We start from the raw sequence: 26,998 nt of genomic DNA, 5'->3' as shown, positions 1-26,998 counted from the left end.
TTCAGTCACCCTGAATCTTGCTCAGCAGTTCACGTGCGAGGGCGATGGCCTCGGAGCGGTGCGTGATATTCTGCTTCTGATACAGGCTGCGGATATGCGTCTTGATGGTGGTGGGTGCCACCTTGAGATGCTCCGCGATCTGATCATTGGACAGGCCAGCATGGATGAGACTGAGTACCTGCCATTCCCTGCGGGTCAGGGGTGAGGTGCGGATCAGTTCGGGGACATCCGGGCGATCGATGATGTCCTGAATGATGGCCTCATCCAGGGTGATGCGGATGGCGCGGCTGAAATCCCGTTGCTGCTGACTCAGTTGTACCAGGCGTTCAGCACGCTGACGTTCCATGTCGGACAACTCGCGTTCGGCCAGGAGAGCCTTGAGCAGGTTGATCAGCATCTTGCCCATGCGCAGGAAGGATGCCACGGCACCTGTCGTGCTGGCGAGCTGCAGTGCCTCGTGGATGCTGTCCAGCGCCGCTTCGCGCTGTTCCTGCAGCCACTGCAGCCGGGCGCGCTGGATCAGGTTGCGGTTCATGTCCATTCTGAGCTGGTATTGTTCCGCCACGCGCTGCAATGCTGCGAGGATGGGTTCGGCCCGCTCATACTGACCCAGGTAGGTGTAGGCGCGCACATAGTTGCGGGCATTGCACTGCTGGAAGTGATTGGTCGCGGTGGCCGGATCGAAGGGCGGGGCGGCGGTGAGCCAGCGCTGGATGGCTTCCTGATCACGTACCGCATCCCAGTAGTTCAGCATGGTGGCGTGGGCGTTGGCGACCCAGTCCAGATGGTAATCCCCGGCGGCGAGCATTTTCTGGATCTTGTGAATGTACTCGGCGCACAGGTTCTGCTTGCCGAGGGCCTGGGCGATCCGGGCCAGGATCACGTAATTCTGGATGTACCAGCGTTCGCCCTGGTTTTCCAGGATCTCGATGCCCTTGAGCGCGCAGGTTTCCGCATTATCCAGATGGTACCATTCGAACAGTATTTGTGCCCGGATGCGGTACAGGAACTCGAGGATGGGCAGATGTTCCAGTGCGTTCTCTTCCACGTACTGGAAGGCCTTTTCCTGGAAGTTGTAGGCCTTCTGGAGGAAACCCTGGGCCACAGCGATTTCCGACTGCTGGCACAGGGCCCAGATGACATTCTGATGGGCCCCATGCTGACGGGCCAGCTGTTCGGTCTGCTGCATCTGTGCCATGGCCCGGTTGAGATGGCCGAGCACGAAGTGCGCTTCCCCCAGAACCGAGTTGGCGGCAATGAAGGATGTGTTGAGGTAACGCACGTCGGCAGCCAGTGCGGCTTCCGCCAGTTCCAGCGCTTGCCTGGGGTTGCCGAAATTCATGGCGACCTGGGCGCGGACGGCATCAAACTCCGCCCGTGCGGACTTGAGCTCATCCGGATCACCATGTTCCGCGATGCGGCGCTCGGCTTCCGTCAACCAGGATTCCACCTCGGCGAACTGATACTGGCTCTGGGCCACCCATGCGCGGAGCAGCGTCAGGGCCGGGTGGTCGGTGACGCGCTGACGATCCAGCGTGTCGAGACAGCGCTGAAGCAGACTGAACCGGCCTTCGCTGAGGAAGTGACGCCCGTGCTCCAGCAGGATTCCGGCCACGCGGTCCTGATCGCCTGAGGCGATGGCGTGATGGGCCGCTTCTTCCGGCCGGCCGAGTTCGAGCCAGGCTTCACAGGCGCGCAGGTGCAGGGTGGAGGCTTCTTCCGACAGCGTGCAGCTGAGCAGGTGCCGCAGGTAGGTGGCGAACAGGCTATGATAGCGGTACCAGAGGCCGCCGGTGTCCACCGGTATCATGAACAGGCCCAGATTAAGCAGTCGCGTGAGCAGAACCTGGTCATCGGGCTGGGCGGTCACGCGCATCACCAGAAATGCGTTGAAGCGTTCCAGAATGCTGGTGCGCAGGAGGAAATGGCGTTCATCCTCCGAGACGGTTTCCGACAGCAGTTCATCGAAGTAGTTGAAGATGTGCTGATTGCCCTGAGGCAGCTGTTCGGTGAAGGCATCGAACTCCTGCTGTGTGCTCGCCGATGCGGCGGCCAGCTGCAGGGCCGCTATCCAGCCTTCGGCCCGGCGGGTAATGCGTTCCACCGTTTCACGCGAGAGCCCGTAGTGCAGGCGCTGCCTGAAGTAGGCTTCTGCTTCGTCCGCGGTGAAGGCCAGGTCCCGGGCGGTGATTTCCAGCAGACGGCCCTGCATCCGCAACTGGGCAATCCCGATGGGAGGCAGGGTGCGGGACAGCACGATCAGCGTCAGATAGGGCGGATGATGCTTGAGCAGAAACTCCAGGGCCTGATGAATGTCCGGCGAATGGATGCTGTGGTAGTCGTCCAGGACCAGATACAGGGGCTCGTCTTCCAGGGGCAGTTGAGCGAGCACATCGGTGAGCACGGCCTGCAGGGACGGGTAGGTGCCGCCCTCCAGGTTCTGGATGACATCAGACAGCACCGGGCGCACGCTGTGCAGGGCATGCACCACATACTGGGCAAACTGGCCCGGGTCATTGTCCTGTTCGTCCAGGCGTACCCAGGCGGTATCAGCCCCCAGGGCACCGAGCCGGTCGGCAGTAGCGGTGGTCTTGCCGTAACCGGCCGGGGCCTGAATCAGCACGAGGCTGGCCTGACCGGCCTCATGCAGCAGATCGTCAAACTTGTCTCGCGAAAGCAGATACGGGGGTGCTTGGGCACCAGGATTTTGGCACGAATCAACGTCAGATCCTTCGGTCTGATGGCTGTTTGGGTCATGTCCTCGAACCTGGTGTTGTGTGGCGCCGGGCGCTTGTTCTTGTAATCGTTCAGGGTATTGCGGGGATCATCTTATCAGCGAATGCAGTTGCCTGCACCCCGATTGAACAGAAACCGGATCCAGGTCAAAGAAGTACCGCCCGGGGTGGGCGGCAGGGCATGAGGATGGTGATTAAGTGGGCTCAGTAGGTATAGTCGAAGTCGGCCTGGCGGCGCAGACGAAGCATGGTCTGAAAGTCCACCGGCTTAAAGAGCTTCGCGGCGTAAGGTGCGATCTTGCCCAGGTTCTTGTCCGGCTCCGGTGCAATGCCGGAAACGACCAGAAAGCCCTTGTTGATGTAAAACCGCGCCCCGTCGGCGGCCAGCCGCTCGAGATACTCTCCGTAGGTGCGGGGCACCTCGTCTACCGGCATCTTCAGCTGTGCGGCAATGGAAGACCGGAGATTTTCGGGGATCTTGTAGCCCTGGATGCTGTCCGAGGATGAAAACATGCCGGTCCTGAAGGTATTGATGGCGTCCGCATCCACGAGCACGTCCACCGCCAGACCTTCCCGGAGTGCGGTCCAGATGATGTTGTAGGCGACACAGATCTGGGCGTCGTCATGCTTGAGGCTGGTCTTGAGGTGAACGAACAGGCGGCCCTGTTCCGGGGCTGCCGGTGCGGCCTGGACGGACAGCGCAAGGCTGAGCAGGACAAAAGAAACGATGGATCTTAACAAGCGGGACATGATGATGGTCTCCTGTGAGTAAGCAGACCATCATCATCACTCCGTACCCGGCTACGGAGTCAAGCCCGGATTCAGGCTTTGGCCTTGGCGCGGCGCTTGCGGAAGGCGTGAACGCCCAGGCGCCCGAAAGTGTGAATGACAGCGCTCCAGGCGCTGAGTTTCGGGTCGGGCTGCTTGCCGTCGGCGATGCGTTCGATCTGGCACTCATACCAGGTGATGTCGAGCATGGCCATGCGATCCAGATCGCGCATGCCGGTGCTGGGCCGGGTAAATTCTGCCCTGAAGTCCGGGTTGGCCTCGATGCGCTTGGGCAGGTCCGGGTAGAGTGTCAGGGGGCGGGCCAGGCCGATCATGTCCGTTGCGCCGCTTTCCAGGGCCTGCTGCATGGCGCGGCCGGACCGGAAGCCTCCGGTGACCACGAGGGGCACGTCCGTATGTTGGCGCACCTGTTCGGCAAAATCCAGAAAATAGGCTTCACGCTCAACGGTCGATTTCTTCGCCTTGCCCATCATCGCCGGTGACTCGTAGTTGCCGCCGGAGATTTCAATGAGGTCGATGCCCTGAGCCGAGAGCGCGCGAATGACTTCGATGGCCTCGCCTTCCTCGAATCCGCCCCGCTGGAAGTCGGCGGAGTTGAGCTTGATGCCCACGGGGAAGTCTTCACCCACGGCCGCGCGGATGGCTGCGTAGACCTCGAGCACGAAACGCATGCGGTTTTCCAGGGAGCCACCCCAGCGATCCTTGCGGCGGTTGTGGTGAGGCGACAGGAACTGGCTGACCAGATAGCCGTGCGCGCCATGGATCTGAACCCCGGTGAAGCCGGTGGCCTTGGCCAGACGCGCCGCCGTGGCAAACTTGCCGATAATGGTGAGGATTTCGTCCTCGGTCAGGGCGCGGGGGGGATTGAAGGCCTTCTCCAGCCCGCCGCCGAGGGGAACCGCAGAGGGCGCCACCGGTTGCTTGCTGAGAAAGGAGGGGATCTGCTTGCCGGGATGATTGAGCTGCATCCAGCATTCGGTGCCGTGGCGTGTGGCCGCTTCAGCCCAGTTTCGGAAACCCTGAAGTTCACTGCGCTCGTCCAGAACCACCTGCTTGGGTTCGCCCAGCGCATTGCGGTCGATCATGACATTGCCCGTGACGAGCAGTCCGGTTCCCCCGGCGGCCCAGGTGCCGTAAAGACGGGCCAGCTTGGGCAGAGGATTGTTCTGCCAGTCTGCCAGTTGTTCGCTCATGGCCGATTTGAAGAATCGGTTCTTGATGGTGGTGCCGCGCGCCAGCTGCAGGGGAGTAAACAGGCTGGGTGATGTCATGGTGTGCTCCTTGTTAATTATCGACCGGTCGTCTATTAAGTTTTCAAATAAAAATCAGGGTTGGAACAGGTGCAGCAGGAGGGTATCCAGCGTGCGGTAGAGGCCCTGCGGGTGGCCTTCGAAGCGCATGCGCAGGATGGCCCCTTCCCAGGCATTCCAGAAAATGTCGGCCAGTTCGTCTGCCGGGATATCCCGGCGGATCTGGTTGAGCGCCTGGCCTTTTTCCAGGAGCGGGACAAAGCGTCGCTTCCAGTTGGCAAAGGCGCGTTGCAGGGCCTGCTGAAATGCCGGGCCGGCACTGCCCACTTCCGCCGCCATGTTGCCCAGCAGGCAGCCATGCTCGCAGCCCTGGGCGGCCATGGCTTGGATCATGCGGGTATAGGCCAGGCGAATGGTGGCCACCGGCTGGGTCTCGCCCGATCGGGCAATGAGCTGATCGAACTGCTCCAGCAGGCGGTTGATGTAGTACTCGATGGCTTCCGCCGCAAAGGCTTCCTTGCTTTCGAAGTAGTGGTAGAACGAGCCCTTGGGAATATTCAGGGCATCCAGCAGGGCCTTGAGGCCGGTACCGTGATACCCCTGCTGAGTCAGCAGTTCGATGCCGGCATCCAGAATGTCTTCACGGATGTGTTCGTTCTTGCGGGGGCGTGCCATGTGTGCACCTGTGTTGAATATGCGATCAGTTTACGACCGGTCGTCTATAAAGTCAAACAACCCTTGCTCAGGGAGAGCCGACAACCGCTCAATCGACGACCTGAGGTTGGGTCGCTTCCAGCTTGTCGCGGAACCGGGTTGCCATTTGCTGATGCGTTGCAAGCCTCTCGAGATAGCGTTGCAGGGACTTCAGGGCCAGCGCCTTGCGCTCGGGGTAATCCGAGACTTCACCCTCCCGGTTCCAGTTGAGCTGAAAATCCTGGAGCCACTTCCCGAAAACTGAGGGCATAGTGGCCATGTGACTGAAGAAAAATTGCGGGTCCTCCGTCATGAGCGTGAGAAAAGCATCCTTTATTTCCAGCCAGTCCGTTCCGGTATCGCTCAGATAACGGTTAGCGAGGTTCTCGAAGGCTGCACTGCGTTCGGTTTCGGGCAATGCCGGGCTCCGGATCCTGGCCAGGGCTGTTGTGAGGGGCTCTGAACGACAGATGTCCTGACCGTTGGCAAAAGGTATTGTGAAGGCCATCAGTCCGGCGAGACAGACGGTTCTGAGTATGGACGTCATGATTTCACCTTACTGTAACAATGATGTTTCGTGGGGTTTCCAGTGCTTTGATCAGACGGTCAAGTGCCTGTCTTGAATGGAGAATTCGATGCCCCGATCGCTTCATTCCAATCAGAATACAGCCGCGCGTGTCTTCAATAGAGTTTCCGGGATGAATTTCGATGTTTGTTCGCCCGTTTGCGTCCTCAAGGCGTATAACATCGCGACGAAAACGTGGGCTGGCGTAAACCCGGCCATGGTAAGTGCCCGGGAGTATTTCCAAGTCGTCACGTTCGAGCGTAACACCATAGGGGATGCCGTTGAGTCTTATGATGCCGTGTATGGGCAAGGTGTTTGAAACATGCCACAGGCGCTCAATTTCTATTCTGTCCATAAAGATTTGATCCTCCCTGTATCATCCTTAACCAGTGTAGCGAAACCGGGACACGGGTAAATCGCCCATTTGGCCAGAACAGGCACCCGTGTCTTTCATTCCGGTGGCCAGAGCAGAAACAGGAGTCCCAGGCCCAGTTCGATGCCGAGTTGCAGCCGGCTGGACCAGTGCGGTGGGCCGTCCAGGCGAATGGAAACGTAACGTGCCAGCGCAGCGGGGATGGGCATCAGGCCGATTCCCTGCACCAGCAGCCGGGCTTGGGCGAGGTGAGCGGCTGCCCAGAATGCGGTCAGCCCCAGGCCGAGGGTGAGGCCGTGGAAGGCCCTCAACTGATTGCGCGCGGTGGGTGAGGCCGCTTCCATGCCGCTCGCCGAGGGGCCGTTGTGGAAGGTTTCGCGCAGGGACTGGGCCACCGAGGAGAGCCCCAGCAGGATCAGCAGTGTGCGCAGTATGGCCTCATGAGCCGCCATCAGGACAACCCATGCGTGGGTATCACGAATCAGATCAAGCCAAGCACTCGCAGACATGTCAGTCCCGTTGCCAGAGTCACGAAGGAAGCCAGCGTGGAAATGACGATGATGGCGGCAGCCAGCTCATCATCCCCGCCCATGGCGCGTACCATGATAAAGCTCGCGGTTGCGGTTGGCGAGCCCAGCATGAGGAACAGGGTGCCCAGCGCCATGCCGGAAACGCCGGCTGCCATGGCCAGCGCCAGTTGTGCGGCGGGCAGCAGGACCAGTTTGGCCAGCGAGGCGGTGAGTGCCAGCTTGCCGGCACGGCGCAGAACGTCCGGGGACAGGGAGGCGCCCACGCAGATGAGGGCGAGGGGAAGCGTCATGCGGGCAAAGTAGCCGGCGGCCGTATGAATCCAGCCGGGCAGCGACAGATGCCACCAGGCGAAGGGCAGGGAGGCCAGTATGGACAGAATCAGTGGATTGCGGAGCATGCTGGTCACCAGGGGGTGCCAGCCGGAGGAGGTCTGTTGCCGGGCACGCTGCAGCACCCAGACGGAGAGGACGTTGTACAGCAGGGTGATCACGCCCAGCAGCAGGGAAGCCATGGCCAGGTTCGTCGCACCGTAAACCTGGGCACAGAGGGCAATGCCCACGATGCCGAGATTGCCGCGGAATGCACCCTGTACCCATACACCGCGCTGGTCGGCCCGGGGGACGTGAATACGGCTGAACCACCAGAGGGCCAGAAAACCGAGCAGCACACCCGTCAGGGCGACGATGACCTGGCGGGGATCCAGAACCTGGTTCAGATCGAGCGTACTGAGACTGAGAAAAATCAGGGTCGGCAGGGCGACGTTGAACACCAGTCGCGAACCCTGCTGGACAAACTGGTGATCAATCCAGCCACGCTGGCGAAAGACGACACCAAGCAGCACCACAAGAAAGATGGGGGCGATGGCGTCAAAGGCAAAGACAAGGGCATCCCACATGGCATTCACCCACAAAAAAGGGGCCACAAGTGCCCCGAGTCGTTGCTGAAACCGGTATCGCGCCGAAGGTCAGTTTTTCTTCTTGAGACGCTCGATCTTGTCTTCGATCTCGCGGATCTTGTTGGATACGACCTTTTCCAGGTGACGGAGTTCAATGAGTACGTTATCCAGCGTATCTTCACGCTGGAACTCCTGATCGGTAATCTTATCCAGTTCTTCGAGGATGTGGACCAACTGGGGTGAAATTTCGGACGTCTCCTCGTAACGGTGTGTGCCCGAGTCAACCAGAACCGACTTTTTGATTCGCGGAAACTTGAACTTGACGGAGTGATGGAAGAAATCGCCCTTTTTCTTCTTGTAGTAAATCTTCAAAACATCGTGATCGGCTTCGGTGCGCAGGGAATAACGTTCAATCTGATCAATATCCTTGACGCCAATGCTTTTCAGATACTCGTACATGTCTTGCTCCCGAAGTCCTTCATCTGAAGGCGTACAATGGCGGTGCGGGGATTCCTTTTCCATACGTAATACTCCGTAAATTGTGTGTTGAATTGTACCCCGCAGTGGCACCCGTGCGGATTCTGGACTATAGGTAACACAATGGTGTCAGTCCGGAGAAGATGATGGTCAGCCGCGCCGAATGGATCAAGACCATGATTCGCAACGGAATGCGGTTTGTGCCCAATACGCTCGAAGCCTACCGGTTCTGCTCGCAGCAGAGCTTCTGGCTGGTGCATCCCTCACCTCATGTGCAGACGGATAAGGTGAGGCACGTGTCCCCCAATGGTGTCTGGGTCAGCCACCGACATGCCTGCTCCAGTCGCGTGGTGCTGTACCTGCATGGCGGGGGCTACGTGATCGGTTCCACCCGAACCCATATTGAACTGGCGGGCCGGCTGGCCAAGGCGGCGCAGGCACAGATTTTCATGCCGGAATACCGCCTGGCACCGGAGCATCCGTTCCCGGCAGCGCTGGAAGATGCCCTGGCGGCCTACCGGTACCTGCTGAGCGAGCAGATTGATCCGCAACGCATCGTGATTGCCGGTGATTCGGCGGGCGGCGGGCTGACGCTGGCCACCCTGCAGGCCATCCGGGATGCCGGGCTGCCTTCGCCTGCCTGTGCGGTGGCCCTGTCACCCTGGCTGGATCTGAGCTGTTCGCTCTGCAGTCAGTCTCCGCGGCGCCGGCATGACCCCCTGATCACCCCCGAACGTATCCGCTTCTTTGCCCGACAGTACGCCTCGGGGCAGGATCCCACTCATCCGGGCATGTCGCCGCTGCATGGCCACATGCACGATCTGCCGCCGACACTCATTCAGGTGGGGGAAGACGAGATCCTGCTGGACGAGTGTCAGGCCTACGCCCGCCGGGCGCGGGTGCATGGCTCGCCCGTGACCCTGGATGTGTGGCCGGCCATGTTCCACGTCTGGCACTTTGCGGCACGGATTCTGCCCGAAGGGGGCCATGCCCTGCGCAAGATCGGGGCGTTCGTCCGTGAATGCGTGCCCCTGCCGGAAACTGATGTGGCCTGAAACGTCCCGAGCCGGCACCTCGCTGCCTTTCTGCACTCGCACCTGCACGCAGATCGTCTATATTTAGGATAAACGTATCCACGGGGAATGAGGCATGGCGCTCAAGATAGTCGTATGTGACGATTCGAGCATGTCGCGGAAAATGATCATGCGGGCGCTGCCCAGCGCCTTCAGGGAGGAGGATGTCACCATTACTCAGGCGGCCAACGGCCGCGAGGCACTGGACGCCTATCATGCCGGCAAGGCGGATCTGATGTTTCTGGATCTGACCATGCCGGAAATGGACGGATTTGCCGTCCTGGAACACCTGAAGGCCGAGGAGGCCAATGTGATCGTGGTGGTGATCAGTGCGGACATCCAGCCAGAAGCCCAGAGACGGGTGAAGGAGCTGGGGGCGGCCGCCTTTGTCCGCAAGCCGGTCAGGGAGGATGTGCTTCAGGAGACCCTGCATACCATCGGGCTGGTCTGATGAATGCACCGTTCGCGGCGTTGACGGAGGATCAGCGCGACGCGCTCCAGGAACTGATGAACGTTGCCATGGGCCAGGCGGCGGACCGTCTTGCGCGCCTGATCGATACTCTGGTGATTCTCAGCGTCCCCCGCATCCTGCTGGCCAGTGAGTGCGGGGAAGACCTGAAGGGTTGCCCGTTCTTTCATCAGCCGGCGGCGGTGGTGACGCGGCAGTCCTTCCTGGGGGCGCTGCGGGGCGAGGTGCTGGTCAGCTTCGATCAGGATGGAGCCGATGAACTGGCATCCCTGCTGGGTTACGACGAAGACGTGGATCCGGCCGGGCATGACGAGCTGATGCTGGATGTGACCAATATTCTGTCCAGCGCCTGCATTCAGGGGCTGGCCGAGCAGCTGGCGTTGCCGGCGTCCTTCGGTGCGCCGTCCATTCTGGCCACGCAGACCACACTTGCCGCGGCCGTGGGTGAGGACATGAACCGCGAGCAGACCCTGGTGCTGGAGATCTGTTTCAAGGTGGAATCCCACCGGTTCAACTGTGAACTGCTGATCTGTGTGGCCAGCGAAAGCATTGCTGTGGTGGTGGACGCCATCAATCGACTGCTGGAGGATTTCTAGTGCTGTCTGACAGCCGTTTGCTGCGCACGGTGATCGATGAGCTCAATGTCGGGGTCATGGTCGTGGACGACCAGTACCGGGTGCAGCTCTGGAACCGGTTCATGGCCCTCAACAGCGGCCAGCCGGAGGAGGCAGTGAAGGGCCGCCCGCTCTTCGAACTCTTCCCCAATCTGCCGGAGAGCTGGTTCCGCAAGAAAGTCAGGAGTGTGTTCGAGCTCCGGACCCTGACCTTCACGTCCTGGGTGCAGCGGCCCCATGTCTTTGACTTTCAGGGTTCCCGGCCCATTACCCGCAAGCACACCAAAATGTATCAGGACACCACCTTCTTCCCCGTGCTGGAAGATGGTGAGGTGAAACTGGTGGGCATTCTGCTGATGGACGCCACGGAACGGGCCATTCAGCATCAGGTGATGCATGACCTCAATCGTCGCCTGAGTGAGGAAAAGGTTGAGCAGCAAAAGCTGATCGAGCGTCTGGAGGAGGCTCAGAATCAGCTTCTGCAGTCCGAGAAGATGGCCGCCATCGGCCAGCTGGCTGCAGGCGTGGCTCATGAAATCAACAATCCCATTGGCTATGTGTATTCCAATATCGGTTCTTTGGAACGGTCCGTGGATGATCTGCTGGCGATGATCGAGGCCTGGCATGCCGCGGTGGAAAAATCGGGGCCGCCGGCGTTGCTGGCGGAGCTGGATGCCCTCGCCAAACAGCATGATTTCGGATTTCTCAAGGAGGATCTCAGAGACCTCATCGCCGAATCGCGCGAGGGGGCGGAGCGGGTGCGTCGCATTGTTCAGGATCTCAAGGACTTCTCCCATGTGGACAAGGCCGAGTGGCAGATGGCAGATCTGCACAAGGGGCTGGACAGCACCCTGAACGTGGTCTGGAACGAGGTCAAGTACAAGGCGGAAGTCATCAAGGACTACGGCGACCTGCCGGAGGTGGAGTGCATCGCCTCGCAGCTCAACCAGGTGTTCATGAACCTGATTGTCAACGCGGCACATGCCATCGAAAAGCGCGGCACCATCACCCTCCGTACCGGCGTGAAGGGGGACGAAGTGTTTGTGGCGGTCAGTGACACGGGCTGCGGCATCCCGGAGAACATCCGCACGCGGCTCTTCGAGCCTTTCTTCACCACCAAGCCCGTGGGCAAGGGGACAGGGTTGGGGCTCTCACTGTCCTGGAATATCGTGCAGAAGCATCACGGACGTATCGAAGTGGAGAGCAAGGTAGGGCAGGGCAGTACCTTTACGGTTTGGCTGCCGGTCCGCCAGCCTGTACCTCAAGCGGATGGATGACCGAGAGCCAGGGCGCGAAGGGACGCTCCTGTTCAAGCAGGGCGATAAACTCGGACTCAGGCACCGGCCGTGACAGCAGGAAACCCTGGAAGGTGTGACAGCCATTGAACAGCAGGAACTCCAGCTGATCTTCCGTTTCCACCCCTTCGGCCACGGCATCCAGATCAAAGTGCCGGGCGACAGCGAGAATGGTTTCCACCAGTGTGGCGTCGTGCTTGTCGGCCGGCAGCTCCCGGATGAAGGCGCGGTCGATCTTGAGCTTGTTCAGCGGCAGTTGCTTGAGGTAGCTGAGCGAGGAAAACCCGGTACCAAAATCATCCAGTGCCACAGTGAAGCCCAGATTGCGCAGTGTCTGCATGACGTTCACGGCGGCCTGCACATTTTCGATGAGCAGGGATTCGGTCAGTTCCAGCTCGATCCGTTCCGGTGAGACGCCGGCTTCAGTACACCAGTCATGCACCTGTTGCGCAAAGTTGGGCTGATAGAACTGCAACGCACTGACGTTGACGGCCAGGCGCTTGAAGGACGGTGGCAGGTGCGCCTCGTTGCGGGCCAGGAAGGCGATGGACTGACGCAGCACCCACTCGCCGATGGCCGAGATGAGTCCCGAATCCTCCGCGACCGGGATGAACCGGGCGGGGGAGATGAAGCCCTGTTCCGGATGCTCCCAGCGGATCAGGACCTCCGCACCCACCAATTCTCCCTGATCGTTGCTCTGGGGCTGGAACACCAGGCTGAAGGCATCCTCGGCGATGGCATCCCGGATCATGGACTGAAGCGTGAAGTTTTCCTTGGCGCGGGTGTGCATGTCCTCGGTGAACAGCACCAGTTGGCCCCGTCCCGCGCGCTTGGCCTGGTACAGGGCGGTATCCGCTTCGCGCAGCAGGTCGTGATGGGTCTGGCCCGGGTCCCGGACGCAGGTGGCGCCCAGTGAGCAGCTGAGCATGGTGCTGTGACTGGCGATCTCGAAGGGTTTTTGCAGGCGTTCGCGCAATCGCGCATCAAAGGCCTGTATCTCCCGGAGCGTTTCCTCCTGGGTGGTTCCGGTCTGGGTCATGAGAATCACGAACTCATCCCCTGACAGGCGGCCCACCAGATCATCCGGCCGGAGCAGGGCGGGCAGTTCCCGTGCCAGCGCGACCAGCAGCTGGTCACCCACCGGATGCCCCAGCGAGTCGTTGATGGCCTTGAAATTGTCCACATCCAGCACCAGCAGCGCTGCCTGCATGCCGTTGCGGCGCAGGCGCACCAGTTCCCGGCTGATGTATTCCTCCATCAGCCGGCGGTTGGGCAGCTGGGTCAGGGTGTCAAAGAAGGCCAGTTGCTCGAGGCGCTGCTTCTGCCGGTTGATCTGGGTGATGTCCGTCAGGATCAGCAGGGTGCCGCTGTACTCGCCATCCGGCGTGGTCAGGGGCATGGCGCGCAAGCCCACATCCAGGCGCTGACCGTCCGGTGTGACCACCCGGGTTTCCCGGTAGAAGTCGTCCATGAGGTTGTTGGGGGCCAGGGCGCTCATCAGGGGCTCCCGCTCGTCACCTTCCAGCAGGACATGAAAGGGCTGGCCGACCAGGCTTTCCGGTGTGCGGCCGACCAGTTCGCACAGGCGCGGATTGACCATCTGGATGTTCTGGTGCGTATCCACCACCAGCAAACCGTCCCGGCTGCAGTCAAACAGACGCTTGTAACGCTCTGCCAGGGCGCGGGTATTCCGGAACGCGTCACAGAGTGCCCGGGCCAGGGCATGGATTTCGCGGCTGGCCGGGACGTTGTCCAGCGCCTGGGGCTGGCACGCGTCCGGGTGGCTGAGCTGAGCCTCGAGCCACTGGAGCGGCCCGGCCACGTACCGGCGCAGCAGAAACAGCAGAATGGCCAGCATGAGGATGACGCCGGCCCAGAGTGCGCCGGTGAACACCAGCACCCGTTGGGTGGCCTGTTGGCTCAGGGCGGTGGTATCGAAACTGACATAGAGCAGGCCCGCAGTCTGATTGTGTTCCGGGTTGGCATCGGGGAAGGTCAGGGACCGGACCACCGCGACCTGTCCCGGTGCGGGAGAAAGGGGATTCCCGGCGCCGTGCGGGCCTGTTCCAGCAGCGCATAGAAGGGCCGGGGCAGGACACTGTCCACCGCTACGTTTTTCAGTGCCAGACGGGTGGCTGCCAGCACCCGCCCGGACGGATCCGTGACCAGTGCCAGTTCCAGCCAGGGCAGGGTGCTGGCCTGGGTGATCACGCTTTCCAGCTCTGTACGCTCGCCCTTGATGAGCTTTTCTGCCAGCACGTCCTGCAGCCGGCTGGCCTCGTAGTTCAGGAGCTGTGCCTGCTGCGCCCGGATGTCCTTCAGGGCCTGTTGCCATTGCAGGGGCAGCAGAAGGGTGCTGAGGGCGGCAAAGAGCAGCAGCGTCGGTATCACAATGAGGCGGGTGGCCGGGAGGTTGTTGAGCTTCACAACCGGGCCTCCGGCATGCCGGCCGGATCCGGCAACGTCAGGCGTGCCAGCGTGAGCGGCCACTGTCGGTTCAACCGGGACTGCAAGGCCGGCGTGCCGAGCCGCAGTCCGGCATACATGGCCCGGAGGTCTGCGTCCGCAGCCTTGAGTCGGTGATTGGCCAGTGCCAGGGCCTTGTCCGGCTGTGTTTCAAAGAGTGTGACAGCCTGAAACCAGCCTTGGGTCAGCTGTGCCAGGGCGGCCTGATGCGTGGCAATACGGTCATTGCGGACGACCAGTACATCCAGAATCTGACCGGGCAGGGCCCGGCTGTCGAAGATGACGGCCTTCCCCCGATGTACCAGCTGGCTCACCATGGGCTCGAAGGTAATCAGTATGTCGCCTTCCCGGTTCAGGAAGGCCCGGGCATGTTCATTGGCCGTGCGATACACCCGCTTGATGTCGCCGGCCTGAAGCCCGGCCTGTTTCAGCAGGCCCTCAAGCATGAGTTCGCCCACGGAACCGGGTTCCAGGATCACCCGCTTGCCGCGCAGCTGGCTCAGGTCGGTCAGAGGCGCATGGGCGAGTACCGCGTCACTGCCGGTCGATTCATCCAGGATGAGGGCCACGGAGAGATCCACGCCCTGGGACGCCAGACGGATGGCTTCATCCAGCGTCAGGGCGGCCGCATCCAGTTCGCCGTTCTGCAGGGCGCGCATCACCTGAGAGGCGGAGCTCAGCTCCACCAGCTTTACCTGCGCCGGATCCAGCGCCCCGAGCTCACGTGCCACGTAGAGCGGTTCGTAACCGGGCCAGAGATTGGTACCTACGCGCAGAGGGGCGTCCGGCCCGGAGCAGGCCGTCAGAATCAGGAGAATGCAGGCACAGATCAGACTACGCATGCCCTCCAGTATAGAACAGAAAAAGGCGACCCGGAGGACGCCTTCTGTGACAACATGTAAATTTTCAGCCCAGCAGTTTGAGTACCGGCGCGGCCTTCTTCAGTCCCAGCACGGCGGCTGCCGTCACCACGCCGGCCACGGCTGCACCGCCCACACCTGCCGTCATGATGTCCTGGCCGGTCAGATACAGGCCCGGAAGGCGCGTCTTCGGTCTCAGCCAGTCCTGCTCGAACCGGGTGGGGGTGTGATCCAGGCCATAGATTTCACCCTGATCGTAGCGGCAGAAATACTGGGTGGAGAGCGGCGTGGACAGCTCGTGGTAGTCCAAGGCCTCCCGGACTTGCGGGAAGTGCCGGTAGAGCACGTTGAGCAGCTTTTCGCTCATTTCGGCCTTGAAGGCCTCGTAGTCCTCACCCCGTTTGCCCCATTGGGTGCCGTTCCATTTGACATAGTCTTCCCAGTGAGTGGGGGCCACGATTTCGATGGTGGCCTTGCCCGGGAAGCGGTTGTTCCAGTCCGGGTCCTTGGCGGAGGGGAAGGAAATATAGACAACCGGCAGGGCGTCCGTTTGCCGCTGAACGAACCGGGAGACGTTGCCATCATGATCCGGGCCGGGATAGACCCAGTAATTGGTTTTGGGCAGGCCCAATTCCTCAGCCGTCCTGTTCAGGCCGATATAGAGTCCCAGATGGCCCATGGAGGGCTTGACCTTGCGGAAGTGACGGTCCCAGCCGAGGGTGCGGCGGCTGTCCTGGTCCAGTAGGTGGTGCCAGGTCGTCATCACGCCGGCGTTGGAAATGACGTTGCGGGCGCGGATCTCCGTGCCGTCCTGCATACGCACGCCCACTGCCCGCCCGTTTTCCACCAGCACGCGTGCCACGTCGGCATAGGTCAGCACATCGCCGCCGTACTGGCGCAGAGTATCCACGATCGTGGCGGCAATCCGTGAGGAACCGCCCACCGGGTAGTAACCGCCACGCAGGTAATGGGTGGCCACCAGCGAGTGGATCATGAAACTGGACTGGGCGGGAGGCAGGCCATAGTCGCCCCACTGCCCGGTCAGTACGGCGCGCAGCTCCGGATTGCGCACGCAGTCGGCCATGACGTCTGCCGTGACGCGGTTGAAATCCGCCGGACGCTTGAATCTGAGCAGGGGAGAGGTGATCGTGCCGACAATTTCCGGAAGCAGACGCGGCATGACGAAGCCGGGCATGGCCTTCTTGACCCGCCGGATGCGCTGCAGATAATCGTCAATGGCCGCCGCCTCGCCGGGAAAGTGACGCAGCAGGTTTTCCCTGAAGGCCTCCTCGCCCGCGACCAGATCGTAGGCCTTGTCACCCAGCACAATACGGTCGTACGCCGGATCCATCGGTGCCCACTTGAGCTGCTCCCGGGACACCCGGTCAAAGATGCGGCGCAGCGTCGTGCGCGGGTGGCCCATGTCGCCGATATAGTGAACCCCCACATCCCATTCGTAACCTTCGTTGTAGTAGGAGTGGGTGAAACCGCCCGCCGTATAGTGCTGTTCCAGCACCAGCACTTTCTGGCCCTGCTCCGCCAGCAGGGTTGCGGCCACCAGGCCGCCCGTGCCGGAGCCGATCACGATGGTGTCCCAGGATTCGTCAGGCAGCCGGTTCGGACGGTAACGTGTGCCGATGCGGACGTACTGGGCCGGGTTGTGCGGTTTGGATGTCATCTGTGCCTCTATGTGTTCACTGTTAACATTGGTGTCACTCTACCGCACTTCCGGATGAAAAAACAAGCACGGGTTCACACACCCAGCTGCGAGCGGAGATCGGCAGCGGAAACCGGTACAAAACGGCCGGCGCGCTCCTGTCTGTGGATCAGGGCTACCAGAGCCTGATTGACGGGAGCTTCGCGACCCAGAGACCGGGCCAGCCGCACGACCTCACCGTTCAGCACATCCACCTCCGTCAGGCGGCCGCTGCGCAGGTCGGCCTGCATGGAGGATCGGGCCTGCGGGTCAATGTCGATGGCGCTGCGGGCCACCAGTCTGAAGAGCGGGGTCGGCAGACGCAGCAGCGGCGGCAGCATGGGGGGCCAGATGGCGCCGAGCCGGACCAGGGGCTGGCCGGCGGCACGCAGTAGATCCAGTGCTTCCGACTGGGCGGATGCCAGCACCTTCCGGTAGTCCGGATTCAGCAGCATTTCCCTCAGGGGCAGGCCGGACAGGGCATTGACCGCGTTGTTGAGATTGAGGATGAGCTTGCTCCACTGTACGGCAGGCATGTCTGTGCGCAACGCCACGCCGGTGCGGATCCGGGCAAGCAGGACCTGCAGTGCGTTGGCGGCGCCCGGGTTTTCCGGTCGTTCAACATACAGATGACCCGAGGTGAGCTGACGGAACGTGCCGGGTTCCGTGTGCTCCACATTGAAGGGCACCATGCCTGCCAGCACGGTCTGCCCGAGCTGTTCACGCAGCACTTCGGCGTTATGCACCCCGTTCTGGAAACTGATGACGGTGGCGTGACCGGGCGCATGGGCACGGATGAGTGCGGCCGCATCCCGTGTCTGCCCGCTCTTGACGCAAACGAGTATCCAGCGGGCCTGTGCCAGCGCCGGACCATACGCCCGTTCATCGTCGATGAAGTGCCATGTTCCGGGAGGAACCGGTTGCGGTGGGGCCTTGAGGCCGGCCACTTGCAGGGCATGTGTGGCCAGAATCTCCCCGAAGCGGGGGCGTCCGAGCAGGTTGACGGGTTGTCCGGCCGCAGCCAGACAGCCTCCGAGAAAGCAGCCGATGGCACCGGCACCGAGCACGGCCACCTCGGCGGAAAGCGGAGTGGTGGTCATTTTCAGATCCTGTACTAGAGTGATTACAGTATGCCGTATTCGAGAGGGAATGACATGGCCTGGGATGCCCGGATACCGGATGCGTACGCCCATCATCTTGCCGCACTGAATGAAGCACGCGACATCATTGCCCAGCGGGATATCCTGAATGACAGTGGTGCCTTGCTGATCCGTGGCGGCGAGCCGCTGAACGCCAGCACCGTGGCCCGCCTGATGGACCACCGGCTGATGCGGCCACTGGAACACCAGGTGGGGGTGGGCAAGGCACTGACCGGACAGGAGCTGACTGAAGCGATCCGCAAAGCCTGGACCCGGTCGCCGGATCTGGAGAGCGTCTGGCCGGTGCTTGAGCAGACACTGCCGCTGGCGGAGTGGTGCGCCGATGTCGTGGTGCTGCCGGTGATCGGGCAGAAACTCACTGTGCTGGCGGATCGCCTGCCGGATGTATTTGTTCAGTCCTGCTGGTGTGCCGGGCTGGCCGGGTTCATGGCGCTGCAGATGCAGCCCCCGCATGCCTACTGGATCTTCGTGTCGGCCCTGCTGCAGGATACGGGCTACCTGCATCTGGATCCGGCCACCCTGACGCCCGGACACAGCGGCTACGCACGCGCCTTCAATCTCCATCCCGTGATTGCCCAGGTGCTGCTCGCACAGGTGGATGCCTTGCCGAAAATGGTTGCCAGGGCCGTGCATGAGCACCATGAGCGATCGGACGGTTCCGGATTTCCGCAGGGTTGCACTCACGAGCAGATCTCGACGGCGGGCCGGATACTGAGTGTCGTCAATGAAGTCTGCCGCCTGCGTTTCAGGGCCTATGGCGGAAAGCTGACCCTGCCGGATCTGCATCCTGTCCTGCGCATCAAGGCGGCCGGGCATTTCAGGGCGGGCTACGAGCAGGTCAGCGGGCTGCTTGCCGGTGCGGGCGCAGCCACACCCCGCAGGCGTCTGAGCGATGAGCAGGTCGAGGCACTGATGGAGGTGCTGATGGCCCGGCACACGCTGCTCAATGCCTTTTTTGCGCTGGGCCCCGAGCTGCTGGAGAGTCTCAGGGCCTGCCGGGCTCAGGCGGGCAAGACCTCTCATGCCATGCAGGTTCTGGAGGGGGCGGCCCAGCGTCTCTGGTTCTCGGTGGCGGCTTCGGGGGTGCTGTCCGATGCGATCCTGCGCTGGATTCAGCACGTCAACAGCGATCGGCTCCGGGCGGCCTATCAGGAAATGGAAGAGATCGAAGTGGTGCAGCTGGAAGTGGTGCGCCAGTGCATCAAGCTGCATGTGTGGCTGCAGAGGGTGCAGCGGGAAAGTGCGGCACTGCCGGCCGCGACACGCCTTCAGGCCCTCTCGGCACGCATGGAAACCCTTCGTGAAGGGCTGGCTCAGTGTGCCTGTGGTGTCACCCTGAGCTGATCTGCCAGCGCCTGGACTTCCGCTTCAAGAATCAGCTTCAGCATGGTGTTCTGACCTGCTGCCGCTTTTTGCAGCTGGTTCAGTTTGCTTTCGTACAGCTTCTGCAGTTTGTCTGCCTGATGAACGGGGCTCATCGTGCACCTCTCATACCGCTTGTGGCGGCCAGTCTATGCCCTGAGGCTTGAACAGGGTATCGGCAAAACGTCGAACAGGTTGAGTTTTTGACGCCTCGCTACCCTGGGTATTACCAAGCACGATCAGTGCCAGAGCTCGTGTGTGGTCATGCAAAAAGCATAGGCCACGGCCGCCAAAGCGACCAGTGGCACCTGTACGTACGTGGAAACCGCAGAAATTGCGGCAGACATGCCGGATATCAGCGGAACAGCCGGATCATCTCATCGGCCAGGCTGAAGTTGGCCCCGGCATTGCCGGCGTTGCTGCGGGCATCTTCGACCATTTCCAGCAAATGTGTCCGCAAACCTTGCAGGGCATGAAGAATGGTGTCAATTTGGCGGACAACATCGCGGGCTGCTTCCGCACTGTCTACGGCAGAGGTCTGAAGGTGTGTCAGATTTTCAGACGTTTGACGCGCCAGCGCCACGCTTTCTTCGATGACCTCGGACACTTCCTGCTGCTTGGCGATCACGCTGTTGGAAATGTCCGTGATCTTGTTCATCTCGCCCTGAATTTCCTGGGCGGACTCGTTGGCGGTGGTGGCCAGCTGGCGGACCTCATCGGCCACGACGGCAAAGCCCCGGCCGTGCTCCCCGGCGCGTGCAGCCTCGATGGCGGCGTTGAGTGCCAGCAGGTTTGTCTGGTCGGCAATGGCCTTGATGGCTTCCACCAGCTGGTTGATGGTCTTGTTGCTGGCCCCCAGACTGTTGAGCAGGGTGTCAAATTCTCCGATAAATCCGGCGGCCCGCTCGATGTTCTGGGTCAGGCGGGTGACTGCCTCCGCAGCCGTGTTGGTGACCTTGACGGCTTCGTCGGCAGACTGGCTGGACTGTTCGGCCACGCTTCTGAGCGCATCGCCGTTCTCCGCCACGCTTTCGATCTGATGACTGCTGTCTTCCAGAATGTGAACCTGATTGGTCAGCGTTTCCTGTACCTGCGTGGCATTGCGGGCAATGTCCTTGACCTTGGTGCCGGGGTCGGCGGCGAGAATTTCATCCAGGCGTGCGGCCTTGCGTTCCAGTTCGCTCAGTCGTGTCTTGTCGATGACGGTTTCGTGATCTTTGAGTCTGATTCCGCCCCATACAAACATGCGTTGTTCTCCCCTGGAGTGCCCCTTTCCGGGACGGTGTCATGGTGAATGTTTCTGTCACACAAGCATAGACAAGGTTGCGGAAATTTGCCCAATTTCATTGTCCGTGCCGCCATGGGAAAAACGTGCCGTCAGTTCAGAATGAAGATGACGGACGACAGGGTCAGCAGTGCCAGCGTGACATTGACCCGGCGCACGTGGCGGGGTGTGCGGCACAGGCGCACCAGTGCCTGGCCGAAGAGGATCCATGCGTGCCCGGTCAGAATGAGCATGCTCAGCATGATGGTGACGATCAGTGCGACTGAAGACCAGAAGGCCTCACCGGGAAGCGCGAATGCGGAAATCACGCCCATGGCCATGGTCAGCCCCTTGGGGTTGACGAACTGCAGCAGGCAGGCCTGAAATGGGGACACGGCCCGGGCGCGCTCCGTGTCCGCGTGCAGCACGCCGGCCACGCCCAGCTTCCACGCCAGCCAGACCAGGTAGGCAGCGCCGGCCAGCCTGAGCAGCCATTGCAGGGGTGGCCAGAGTTCGAAGAGCGTGCCCAGGCCCAGGGCGGCCAGCATCAGCAGGCACCCGAATCCGGCAAAGATGCCGGCCAGTGTCCCGAGGCTGCCGCGATAGCCGAACCGGGCCCCCGAAGCGGTCAGCAGCATGTTGTTGGGGCCGGGCGAGCCACAAGTGGCCAGCGCAAAGAGGGTGACCGGTGTAATCAGCGAAGCCAGGGAAGCCGGGCTCTCCATGTCAGGTGTCTCCGGAAAACGGGTACAATTTCGGGAGATTGGTGATACAATCCCGCACAATGTCAGCATACGTTTCGGCGTGCTGCCGTCAATTGATTTTTTGTCAGGGTGACAATGTGAATACCTGGATTCCCGATCTGCGCAAATACTCCGGTCCGCGATACAAGGCCATTGCGGCGGCCATGGCCGACGCCATCCGCCATGGTGACCTGCCGCCTGGAATGCAGCTGCCGACCCACCGCAGTCTGGCCGATGCCCTGGGGGTGACGGTGGGCACGGTGACGCGTGCCTATGCTGAAGCCGAGCGCCTCGGGCTGGTGGAAGGTCATGTGGGCAAGGGAACTTTTGTCCGTGGCAGCAGCCAGTCCGGGCGTCGGTTTGCGATACACGACGTGGCGGAGGATGTGGTGGATCTTTCCCTGAACCTTCCTCCCCGGTTTGATCTGACGGATACCCTGCGTGAGACTGCCACCCGTCTCGCTGCAGATCCGGCGCGGCTGTCTCAGGTGATGTCCTATCAGCCTGAAGCGGGCATGCCGGAGCATCGGCAGATCCTGGCCCGCTGGGCCCATGAACATATCCAGGCCGATGCGGATGCGGCGCGCATGGTGCTCACGGCCGGCGGTCAGCATGCCATTGACGTTTCCCTCCGGGCCGTACTGCGCGCTGGGGATGTTCTGCTGACGGAACAGCTGACCTACCCGGGAGTGCTGGCCAGTGCCGGACAGCAGGAACTGGTGGTGCGACCGGTGGCGATGGACGAAGAGGGGCTGTGTCCGGAAGCGCTGGATGCGGCATGCCGACAGTATGCACCGCGCGCCCTCTACTGCACGCCGACCCTGCAGAATCCCACCACGGCCACTCAGAGCCTGGCGCGGCGGGAAGCCATTCTGGATGTTTGCCGGCGTCATCAGGTGCTCATCATTGAAGATCAGGTCAATGGGCCGCTGGCGGAGCACGCGCCGCTTCCCCTGCAGGCCCTGAATCCGGAGGGTGTGATTTTCGTCGGCAGCCTCTCCAAGGTGTTGTCCGGGGCCTTGCGTACCGGGTTCGTGCTGGCACCGTCCCGCTGGGCGTCCCTGATCGGGGATGCAGTCCGGGCCAGTTGCTGGATGGCTTCACCGCTGACGGCCGATATCGCCTGTGACTGGATCAGTCGCGGGGTGGCACGCGAGCTCCTGACACTGCACCGGAACCTGATGCGGGAAGCCGCCGGACGCGCTGCGGCCATCCTGGCGGGGCACGACCTGGTGACGGCACCCTGCGCCATGCATGCCTGGCTGAAACTGCCGGACCCCTTGCGTGCGGAGCACGTGGTGGCGGAAGCCGCCCGACAGGGCGTGCTGATCAAGAGTGCCGGCACCTTTGCCGTGGGGCAGGGCAGTGTGCCTCAGGGGGTGCGGCTGGCACTCAGTGGTGCTGCGGACATGGGGCAGCTCGAACGGGCACTGCACGTGCTGGCCGGCTTGCTGGACAGCCGTTCGCCGCTGAAGCGCTACGCGGTCTTCTGATTGCCTGCTGCGCTTGCCAATTTGCCCGGCAGGCTGGTAGAATTGGCGCCGTTCCTGCCCCGGGGGTGTCATGATCCAGTTCGCACTCGTTTTCCGCCTGCTTGGCCCTTCCATTGCTGCGTTGGGCATCACGCTGCTGGGCCACGCGCTGCTGGCTTTTCTCGTGTTGCACGACCGCACGGAAACCCTGTTTTCGGAACTGGGCCTCGGCTATCTGATCGCGGGATTCTTTCTGCTGCAGCCATTGCGGGGCCGTCAGCACCACCTGCGCAGCCGTGATGCCATGCTGCTTGTCACCCTGACCTGGCTGGTGATTGCCATGCTGGGCGCGGTGCCGTTCATGGTTTATGAAAGACTCAGCTTCACGGATGCGGTATTCGAGACCATGTCCGGCCTGACGACAACGGGTGCCACGGTATTTACCAGCATCGAGGATCAGCCTCCGACGGTGCTCATGTACCGCCAGTTCATTCAGTGGCTGGGCGGACTGGGCATCATCCTGCTGGTGGTGGCCATTCTTCCGATGCTCAACGTGGGCGGCATGAAGATCTACAAGGCGGAAACGCCCGGCCCCATGAAGGATGAAAAGCTCAGCCCGAGAATCAGCAACACGGCCCGCTATCTGTGGGGTGTCTATGTGCTGTTGACGGGACTCTGTGCGCTGGGATTCTGGCTGGCGGGCATGTCCGTCTATGATGCGGTGGCTCACAGTTTCACCACGCTGGCGACGGGCGGGTTTTCCACTCACGATGCCAGCCTGGGCTACTTTGACAACCTGGCGGTGGAGATGGTGGCGAACCTGTTCATGGTCCTGGGGTCCATCAATTTCAGCCTCCACTTTCTGGTGTTGAGAAAAGGACGGGTGGGCCTGTACCTGAGCGATCTGGAAACCCGGGTGTTTCTGGGGGTGGTTGCGGCCGGCACCTTTCTGATCGCTGCCATTCTGGTGGGTCGCGACTACTATGACAGCTGGACGGAGGCCCTGCGCCAGAGTCTGTTTCAGGTGATTTCCTTCATCTCCACCACGGGCTTCGCATCCACAGGCTTCACGGACTGGCCGGACGCTGCCATTGTACTGCTGATCCTGCTCGGGTTCATCGGTGGCTGTGCCGGCTCCACCGCTGGCGGCAACAAGATTGTGCGCTGGATCCTCACCAGCAAGATGACCTATGCCAACTTCCGTGCCCTGCTGCATCCCCACGCCCTGCAACGCATCGTCTATCAGGGCAACCCGGTGCCCGAGACCATTCTGGGTTCCGTGCGGGTGTTCATGTTCTATTCGGTGGCATTGTCCCTGGTGCTGGCCGGCGCCCTGATGCTGACCGGACTGGACTTTGTCTCCGCCTATTCGGCCGTGGCGGCCTGTCTGAATGTGCTGGGGCCCGGTTTTGGCAGCGTGGGGGCCAATTTTGCCGGTATCAGTGACACCGCCACCTGGATGCTCACCCTGACCATGCTGATCGGACGGCTGGAGTATTTCACCGTGCTGGTCTTGTTTACCCGCAGGTTCTGGAAGTTCTGACCGTCTGCTTTAAGTCCGCCTTAAGTTTGATCCATTACGCTCGCGCCCTGAATGATGGGAGACAAGCGTGCGCATGCGTATCAACAGCTGGACTTATACCTTGCTGGTGTCCGTTTTCTGGACTCTGGCCCACAATGCAGGCCTCTGGCAGTTTCTGTCCGGATTGCCCTGGCAGGACAGTACCGGGCGCGTGATCTTTCAGATCACCTTCTTCTTTTTCATGGTCGGTGCGCTCAACCTGCTGCTGACCCTGGTCTCCTTCCGCTGGCTGCTCAAGCCGCTGGTCGTGCTGCTGACGCTCACCAATGCCATGGCGGCCTGGTTCATGCAGCATTACCATATCGTCTTTGATCAGGGCATGATCCGCAACATTCTGGAAACGGATATCCGCGAGGCACTGGGCATTCTCACCTGGGGGCTGGCCGGTGACATGCTGATCTGGGGTGTGCTGCCCGCCGTCATTCTGGCACGGTTGCCCATCCGCTGGGCGCCCATGCCCAAGCAGTGGCTGCTGCGTCTCGGGGGGCAGCCACCAGCCTGGCGCTGATCGGTGGCGTGGCGGCGGTGGCCTATCAGGATTATGCCTCCGTGTTCCGCAATCACCGGGAGCTGCGTTTTTACATCCTGCCCACCAGCTATACCTATTATCTGGCCCGGCACTATCAGGCGCTGCACAAGGCGGAAAAGGCACCATTCAGGATTCTGGACAATACACCGGCACTGGCGGATAACATGAAGCATCTGCCGGCCAAGCCGGTCGTGCTGTTTGTGGTCGGCGAGACGGCACGGGCCATGAACTTTTCCCTCAACGGGTATGAGCGCCCCACCAATCCGGAACTGGCACAGGTGCCGGGCCTCATCAACTTCACGCAGGCCACGTCCTGTGGTACCGACACGGCAACCTCGTTGCCCTGCATGATCAGTTACGACAACCGGGATCACTACGATGTCAATGAGGCCCGGAACAAGGACAATGTCCTCGATATTCTCCAGCGCGCGGGATATGACGTGGTCTGGCGGGACAACAACTCCGGCTGCAAGAACATGTGTGACCGGGTGAAGATCGAGCTGAAGGACGTGTGGGCCGATACCCGGGATTGCCGGGACGACCATTGCTTCGATACGGCGCTGCTCAACCGCATCCGGCCGCTGGTGGCGTCGGCCCGCACCGGCGTGGTCATCGCGCTGCACATGGAAGGCAGTCATGGACCGGCCTATTTCGAGCGTTCACCTGCCGAGTTCAAGGCCTTTGCCCCCGAATGCACGACAGCTCAGTTGCAGGACTGCACGGCAGAACAGGTTACCAATGCCTATGACAATAGCATCCGCTTTACGGATCACGTGCTGGCTTCGGCCATCCGGGTGCTGGGCAGTCTGGGCGAAGGCTATGCGCCGGCTTTGGTTTACGCCTCGGATCATGGCGAGTCATTGGGGAGGGCGGGATATACCTGCACGGCATGCCCTATTTCATCGCACCGGACTACCAGTCCCGGGTGCCGATGATGATGTGGGTCTCTCCCGTACTGGCGCAGGAAACCGGACTGGATGTGCAATGTCTGGCCGGGCGGGCGGATCAGCCGGTCAGTCATGACAACCTGTCCCACACACTGACCGGTCTGCTGGGCGTCAGGACCCGTCTGTATCAGCCGGAACTGGATCTGACTGAGGGTTGTCGCCGGCCAGTACCTCAGGCGGTAGCGGGTGAGTCACCTTCCGTGACGCCGGTTCCCGGCAGCTGAGGGCGGACCAGTTCTGATCCCTGAGCAGGGCGCGGAGGCGGGTGCCCTGCCGGGTGGTCAGAACGGTCCAGTGCTTCAGGGCAGGCAGGGGGCCGCCGAGATGGCTGAGCCAGCGGTGAGCGGAGATGACCGCATTGGCCGCATCCAGCGGCCGGCTGACCACCAGCGCATCCAGATGTCCCTTTTCCAGTGCCGAGAGCGCCCAGGGAGAAGCACCGATCCCGCCGGTTTTCGGGCGCGGTTTCAGATTCAGCGTGGCCTCCATGGCACCCAGTGCCATGGCATCATTGGCGGCCCAGATGAGTTGCGTGTCGGGGAAATACTGAACGGCGCGTGTGACCAGACGCTGGGCTTCGGTTTCCTGCCAATGGGCTGTCAGCATTTCATGAATCCGGATGTGCCCGGCTTCCTGCGCCCGGTGCAGCCCGCGTTGCCGTGCGCGGGACAGCGGATCCAGCCGCGGGCCGGTCAGTGCTATGGCTGCCGCCGGCCGGCTGCCGGTCATGCCGGCCAGAGTGACGGCAAGCTGATAGCCGCCTTCTGCGTCGTCCGGTGACCAGTCGCCGAGCCAGCCCTTCGGCGGGGTATCCGGATGCCAGGCTTCCCTTATGGTGGCTACGGGAACCCCGGCCGCATGCAGGGTGCGGACGACCCAGCCGGTGTCATGCCAGCCGGGTTCGACCAGCGCAAGATCCGGCGGTGCTTTAACCAGGGCCGTGATGTCCTGCTGGTAGCGCAGGTCACTGTCTTCGGCATAAAGAACGCGGATCTGGTGGCCCAGTTGCTGCGCACAGGTGCGGGCGACGGCCTCATAACGGACATTTTCCCGTTCTGCAGCATGCCCGGTGAGCAGGACGGCGAGGCTCGCGGCGTTTGCGCTCAGGGTGGCGCTCAGGCTCAGGGTGACCCAGGTGGCACGGGTGCGGAATGACAT

Annotated in this window: 25 protein-coding genes and 1 pseudogene; 8 read left to right on the top strand and 18 right to left on the bottom strand. The window is 61.7% G+C overall.

Annotation, left to right across the window (positions count from 1 at the left end; all coding sequences use genetic code 11):
• Nucleotide 1: 1 nt before the first annotated feature.
• The 9 genes from malT to AAIA72_RS10365 all read right to left on the bottom strand — a co-directional run bounded on the left by malT (nt 2) and on the right by AAIA72_RS10365 (nt 8,290).
• Complete coding sequence (gene malT, locus AAIA72_RS10405; protein WP_369600252.1) at nt 2-2,623, bottom strand: HTH-type transcriptional regulator MalT; 2,622 nt, start codon at nt 2,621-2,623, stop codon at nt 2-4.
• A gap of 316 nt (nt 2,624-2,939) precedes the next feature.
• Nucleotides 2,940-3,485, bottom strand: coding sequence for a hypothetical protein (locus AAIA72_RS10400; protein ID WP_369600251.1), 546 nt, complete (start codon nt 3,483-3,485; stop codon nt 2,940-2,942).
• 71 nt (nt 3,486-3,556) lie between these two features.
• The gene (locus AAIA72_RS10395) at nt 3,557-4,795 is read right to left on the bottom strand and encodes an NADH:flavin oxidoreductase/NADH oxidase family protein (protein ID WP_369600250.1); all 1,239 of its coding nucleotides are present in this window, start codon (nt 4,793-4,795) and stop codon (nt 3,557-3,559) included.
• A 54-nt stretch (nt 4,796-4,849) separates the two neighbouring features.
• Nucleotides 4,850-5,449, bottom strand: coding sequence for a TetR family transcriptional regulator C-terminal domain-containing protein (locus AAIA72_RS10390; protein ID WP_369600249.1), 600 nt, complete (start codon nt 5,447-5,449; stop codon nt 4,850-4,852).
• An 88-nt stretch (nt 5,450-5,537) separates the two neighbouring features.
• Entirely contained in the window at nt 5,538-6,014 is a 477-nt protein-coding gene (locus AAIA72_RS10385; RefSeq protein WP_369600248.1) for a hypothetical protein, read from the bottom strand.
• A 4-nt stretch (nt 6,015-6,018) separates the two neighbouring features.
• Entirely contained in the window at nt 6,019-6,387 is a 369-nt protein-coding gene (locus tag AAIA72_RS10380) for a DUF5675 family protein (RefSeq protein WP_369600247.1), read from the bottom strand.
• Nucleotides 6,388-6,482: 95 nt separating this feature from the next.
• Nucleotides 6,483-6,914 (bottom strand): DUF4345 family protein, encoded by a 432-nt coding sequence (locus AAIA72_RS10375; protein ID WP_369600246.1) that lies wholly within the window; start codon nt 6,912-6,914, stop codon nt 6,483-6,485.
• Entirely contained in the window at nt 6,887-7,831 is a 945-nt protein-coding gene (locus AAIA72_RS10370) for an AEC family transporter (protein ID WP_369600245.1), read from the bottom strand. The genes AAIA72_RS10375 and AAIA72_RS10370 overlap by 28 nt, the downstream gene beginning before the upstream one ends.
• A 69-nt stretch (nt 7,832-7,900) precedes the next feature.
• Complete coding sequence (locus AAIA72_RS10365; protein ID WP_369600244.1) at nt 7,901-8,290, bottom strand: DUF3461 family protein; 390 nt, start codon at nt 8,288-8,290, stop codon at nt 7,901-7,903.
• Nucleotides 8,291-8,451: 161 nt separating this feature from the next.
• On the opposite strand from AAIA72_RS10365, the gene AAIA72_RS10360 reads away from it, so the two are divergent.
• The 4 genes from AAIA72_RS10360 to AAIA72_RS10345 all read left to right on the top strand — a co-directional run bounded on the left by AAIA72_RS10360 (nt 8,452) and on the right by AAIA72_RS10345 (nt 11,741).
• Nucleotides 8,452-9,363 carry an alpha/beta hydrolase gene (locus tag AAIA72_RS10360; RefSeq protein WP_369600243.1) on the top strand — a complete coding sequence of 304 codons (912 nt, stop codon included), beginning with the start codon at nt 8,452-8,454 and terminating at the stop codon, nt 9,361-9,363.
• A 94-nt stretch (nt 9,364-9,457) separates the two neighbouring features.
• Nucleotides 9,458-9,832, top strand: coding sequence for a response regulator (locus AAIA72_RS10355; RefSeq protein ID WP_369600242.1), 375 nt, complete (start codon nt 9,458-9,460; stop codon nt 9,830-9,832).
• Nucleotides 9,832-10,446, top strand: coding sequence for a chemotaxis protein CheC (locus AAIA72_RS10350; protein ID WP_369600240.1), 615 nt, complete (start codon nt 9,832-9,834; stop codon nt 10,444-10,446). The genes AAIA72_RS10355 and AAIA72_RS10350 overlap by 1 nt, the downstream gene beginning before the upstream one ends.
• Nucleotides 10,446-11,741: an ATP-binding protein gene (locus tag AAIA72_RS10345; RefSeq protein WP_369600239.1), complete on the top strand. Its 1,296-nt coding sequence runs from the start codon at nt 10,446-10,448 to the stop codon at nt 11,739-11,741. The genes AAIA72_RS10350 and AAIA72_RS10345 overlap by 1 nt, the downstream gene beginning before the upstream one ends.
• On the opposite strand, the gene AAIA72_RS10340 is transcribed toward AAIA72_RS10345, so the two are convergent.
• The 5 genes from AAIA72_RS10340 to AAIA72_RS10320 all read right to left on the bottom strand — a co-directional run bounded on the left by AAIA72_RS10340 (nt 11,692) and on the right by AAIA72_RS10320 (nt 17,881).
• On the bottom strand, nt 11,692-13,770 hold the full coding sequence (locus tag AAIA72_RS10340) for a putative bifunctional diguanylate cyclase/phosphodiesterase (RefSeq protein ID WP_369600238.1): 2,079 nt from the start codon (nt 13,768-13,770) through the stop codon (nt 11,692-11,694). The genes AAIA72_RS10345 and AAIA72_RS10340 overlap by 50 nt on opposite strands.
• A complete protein-coding gene (locus tag AAIA72_RS10335) occupies nt 13,755-14,186 on the bottom strand; it encodes a hypothetical protein (RefSeq protein WP_369600237.1) in 432 nt (143 codons plus the stop codon). The genes AAIA72_RS10340 and AAIA72_RS10335 overlap by 16 nt, the downstream gene beginning before the upstream one ends.
• Entirely contained in the window at nt 14,183-15,067 is an 885-nt protein-coding gene (locus tag AAIA72_RS10330; protein ID WP_369600236.1) for an ABC transporter substrate-binding protein, read from the bottom strand. Before AAIA72_RS10330 ends, AAIA72_RS10335 begins: the two co-directional genes overlap by 4 nt.
• A gap of 64 nt (nt 15,068-15,131) precedes the next feature.
• Nucleotides 15,132-16,763 (bottom strand): phytoene desaturase family protein, encoded by a 1,632-nt coding sequence (locus AAIA72_RS10325; RefSeq protein WP_369600235.1) that lies wholly within the window; start codon nt 16,761-16,763, stop codon nt 15,132-15,134.
• A 74-nt stretch (nt 16,764-16,837) separates the two neighbouring features.
• Nucleotides 16,838-17,881 carry a 2-dehydropantoate 2-reductase gene (locus AAIA72_RS10320; protein WP_369600234.1) on the bottom strand — a complete coding sequence of 348 codons (1,044 nt, stop codon included), beginning with the start codon at nt 17,879-17,881 and terminating at the stop codon, nt 16,838-16,840.
• A 54-nt stretch (nt 17,882-17,935) separates the two neighbouring features.
• On the opposite strand from AAIA72_RS10320, the gene AAIA72_RS10315 reads away from it, so the two are divergent.
• Nucleotides 17,936-19,285: an HD-GYP domain-containing protein gene (locus AAIA72_RS10315; protein ID WP_369600233.1), complete on the top strand. Its 1,350-nt coding sequence runs from the start codon at nt 17,936-17,938 to the stop codon at nt 19,283-19,285.
• On the opposite strand, the gene AAIA72_RS10310 is transcribed toward AAIA72_RS10315, so the two are convergent.
• The 3 genes from AAIA72_RS10310 to AAIA72_RS10300 all read right to left on the bottom strand — a co-directional run bounded on the left by AAIA72_RS10310 (nt 19,255) and on the right by AAIA72_RS10300 (nt 21,292).
• Entirely contained in the window at nt 19,255-19,419 is a 165-nt protein-coding gene (locus AAIA72_RS10310) for a hypothetical protein (RefSeq protein ID WP_369600232.1), read from the bottom strand. The two genes, AAIA72_RS10315 and AAIA72_RS10310, sit on opposite strands and share 31 nt — an antisense overlap.
• A 239-nt stretch (nt 19,420-19,658) precedes the next feature.
• Nucleotides 19,659-20,549 (bottom strand): methyl-accepting chemotaxis protein, encoded by an 891-nt coding sequence (locus AAIA72_RS10305; protein WP_369600231.1) that lies wholly within the window; start codon nt 20,547-20,549, stop codon nt 19,659-19,661.
• 131 nt (nt 20,550-20,680) lie between these two features.
• Nucleotides 20,681-21,292, bottom strand: a complete 612-nt coding sequence (locus AAIA72_RS10300) for a LysE family translocator (protein ID WP_369600230.1) — start codon at nt 21,290-21,292, stop codon at nt 20,681-20,683.
• Nucleotides 21,293-21,408: 116 nt separating this feature from the next.
• Here AAIA72_RS10300 and AAIA72_RS10295 point away from each other — a divergent pair, with 116 nt between their 5' ends.
• The 3 genes and pseudogenes from AAIA72_RS10295 to AAIA72_RS10285 all read left to right on the top strand — a co-directional run bounded on the left by AAIA72_RS10295 (nt 21,409) and on the right by AAIA72_RS10285 (nt 26,064).
• Entirely contained in the window at nt 21,409-22,803 is a 1,395-nt protein-coding gene (locus AAIA72_RS10295) for a PLP-dependent aminotransferase family protein (RefSeq protein ID WP_369600229.1), read from the top strand.
• A gap of 70 nt (nt 22,804-22,873) precedes the next feature.
• Nucleotides 22,874-24,325: a TrkH family potassium uptake protein gene (locus AAIA72_RS10290; RefSeq protein WP_369600228.1), complete on the top strand. Its 1,452-nt coding sequence runs from the start codon at nt 22,874-22,876 to the stop codon at nt 24,323-24,325.
• A gap of 73 nt (nt 24,326-24,398) precedes the next feature.
• Nucleotides 24,399-26,064: pseudogene (locus AAIA72_RS10285) on the top strand (phosphoethanolamine transferase).
• Here the strand turns inward: AAIA72_RS10285 and AAIA72_RS10280 are convergent.
• The gene (locus AAIA72_RS10280; RefSeq protein ID WP_369600227.1) at nt 25,952-26,998 is read right to left on the bottom strand and encodes a substrate-binding domain-containing protein; all 1,047 of its coding nucleotides are present in this window, start codon (nt 26,996-26,998) and stop codon (nt 25,952-25,954) included. The pseudogene AAIA72_RS10285 and the gene AAIA72_RS10280 overlap by 113 nt on opposite strands.

The sequence above is a fragment of the Thermohahella caldifontis genome (assembly GCF_041153465.1).
GTDB lineage: Bacteria > Pseudomonadota > Gammaproteobacteria > Pseudomonadales > Oleiphilaceae > Thermohahella > Thermohahella caldifontis.
This window is presented reverse-complemented; position numbering and strand designations above follow the sequence as displayed.

Coding starts and splice junctions, on each gene's coding strand:
- AAIA72_RS10400 (WP_369600251.1), bottom strand. CDS start 3,485: ATGTCCCGCTTGTTAAGATCCATCGTTTCTTTTGTCCTGCTCAGCCTT.
- AAIA72_RS10395 (WP_369600250.1), bottom strand. CDS start 4,795: ATGACATCACCCAGCCTGTTTACTCCCCTGCAGCTGGCGCGCGGCACC.
- AAIA72_RS10390 (WP_369600249.1), bottom strand. CDS start 5,449: ATGGCACGCCCCCGCAAGAACGAACACATCCGTGAAGACATTCTGGAT.
- AAIA72_RS10385 (WP_369600248.1), bottom strand. CDS start 6,014: ATGACGTCCATACTCAGAACCGTCTGTCTCGCCGGACTGATGGCCTTC.
- AAIA72_RS10380 (WP_369600247.1), bottom strand. CDS start 6,387: ATGGACAGAATAGAAATTGAGCGCCTGTGGCATGTTTCAAACACCTTG.
- AAIA72_RS10375 (WP_369600246.1), bottom strand. CDS start 6,914: ATGTCTGCGAGTGCTTGGCTTGATCTGATTCGTGATACCCACGCATGG.
- AAIA72_RS10370 (WP_369600245.1), bottom strand. CDS start 7,831: ATGTGGGATGCCCTTGTCTTTGCCTTTGACGCCATCGCCCCCATCTTT.
- AAIA72_RS10365 (WP_369600244.1), bottom strand. CDS start 8,290: ATGTACGAGTATCTGAAAAGCATTGGCGTCAAGGATATTGATCAGATT.
- AAIA72_RS10360 (WP_369600243.1), top strand. CDS start 8,452: ATGATGGTCAGCCGCGCCGAATGGATCAAGACCATGATTCGCAACGGA.
- AAIA72_RS10355 (WP_369600242.1), top strand. CDS start 9,458: ATGGCGCTCAAGATAGTCGTATGTGACGATTCGAGCATGTCGCGGAAA.
- AAIA72_RS10350 (WP_369600240.1), top strand. CDS start 9,832: ATGAATGCACCGTTCGCGGCGTTGACGGAGGATCAGCGCGACGCGCTC.
- AAIA72_RS10330 (WP_369600236.1), bottom strand. CDS start 15,067: ATGCGTAGTCTGATCTGTGCCTGCATTCTCCTGATTCTGACGGCCTGC.
- AAIA72_RS10325 (WP_369600235.1), bottom strand. CDS start 16,763: ATGACATCCAAACCGCACAACCCGGCCCAGTACGTCCGCATCGGCACA.
- AAIA72_RS10320 (WP_369600234.1), bottom strand. CDS start 17,881: ATGACCACCACTCCGCTTTCCGCCGAGGTGGCCGTGCTCGGTGCCGGT.
- AAIA72_RS10315 (WP_369600233.1), top strand. CDS start 17,936: ATGGCCTGGGATGCCCGGATACCGGATGCGTACGCCCATCATCTTGCC.
- AAIA72_RS10310 (WP_369600232.1), bottom strand. CDS start 19,419: ATGAGCCCCGTTCATCAGGCAGACAAACTGCAGAAGCTGTACGAAAGC.
- AAIA72_RS10305 (WP_369600231.1), bottom strand. CDS start 20,549: ATGTTTGTATGGGGCGGAATCAGACTCAAAGATCACGAAACCGTCATC.
- AAIA72_RS10300 (WP_369600230.1), bottom strand. CDS start 21,292: ATGGAGAGCCCGGCTTCCCTGGCTTCGCTGATTACACCGGTCACCCTC.
- AAIA72_RS10290 (WP_369600228.1), top strand. CDS start 22,874: ATGATCCAGTTCGCACTCGTTTTCCGCCTGCTTGGCCCTTCCATTGCT.
- AAIA72_RS10280 (WP_369600227.1), bottom strand. CDS start 26,998: ATGTCATTCCGCACCCGTGCCACCTGGGTCACCCTGAGCCTGAGCGCC.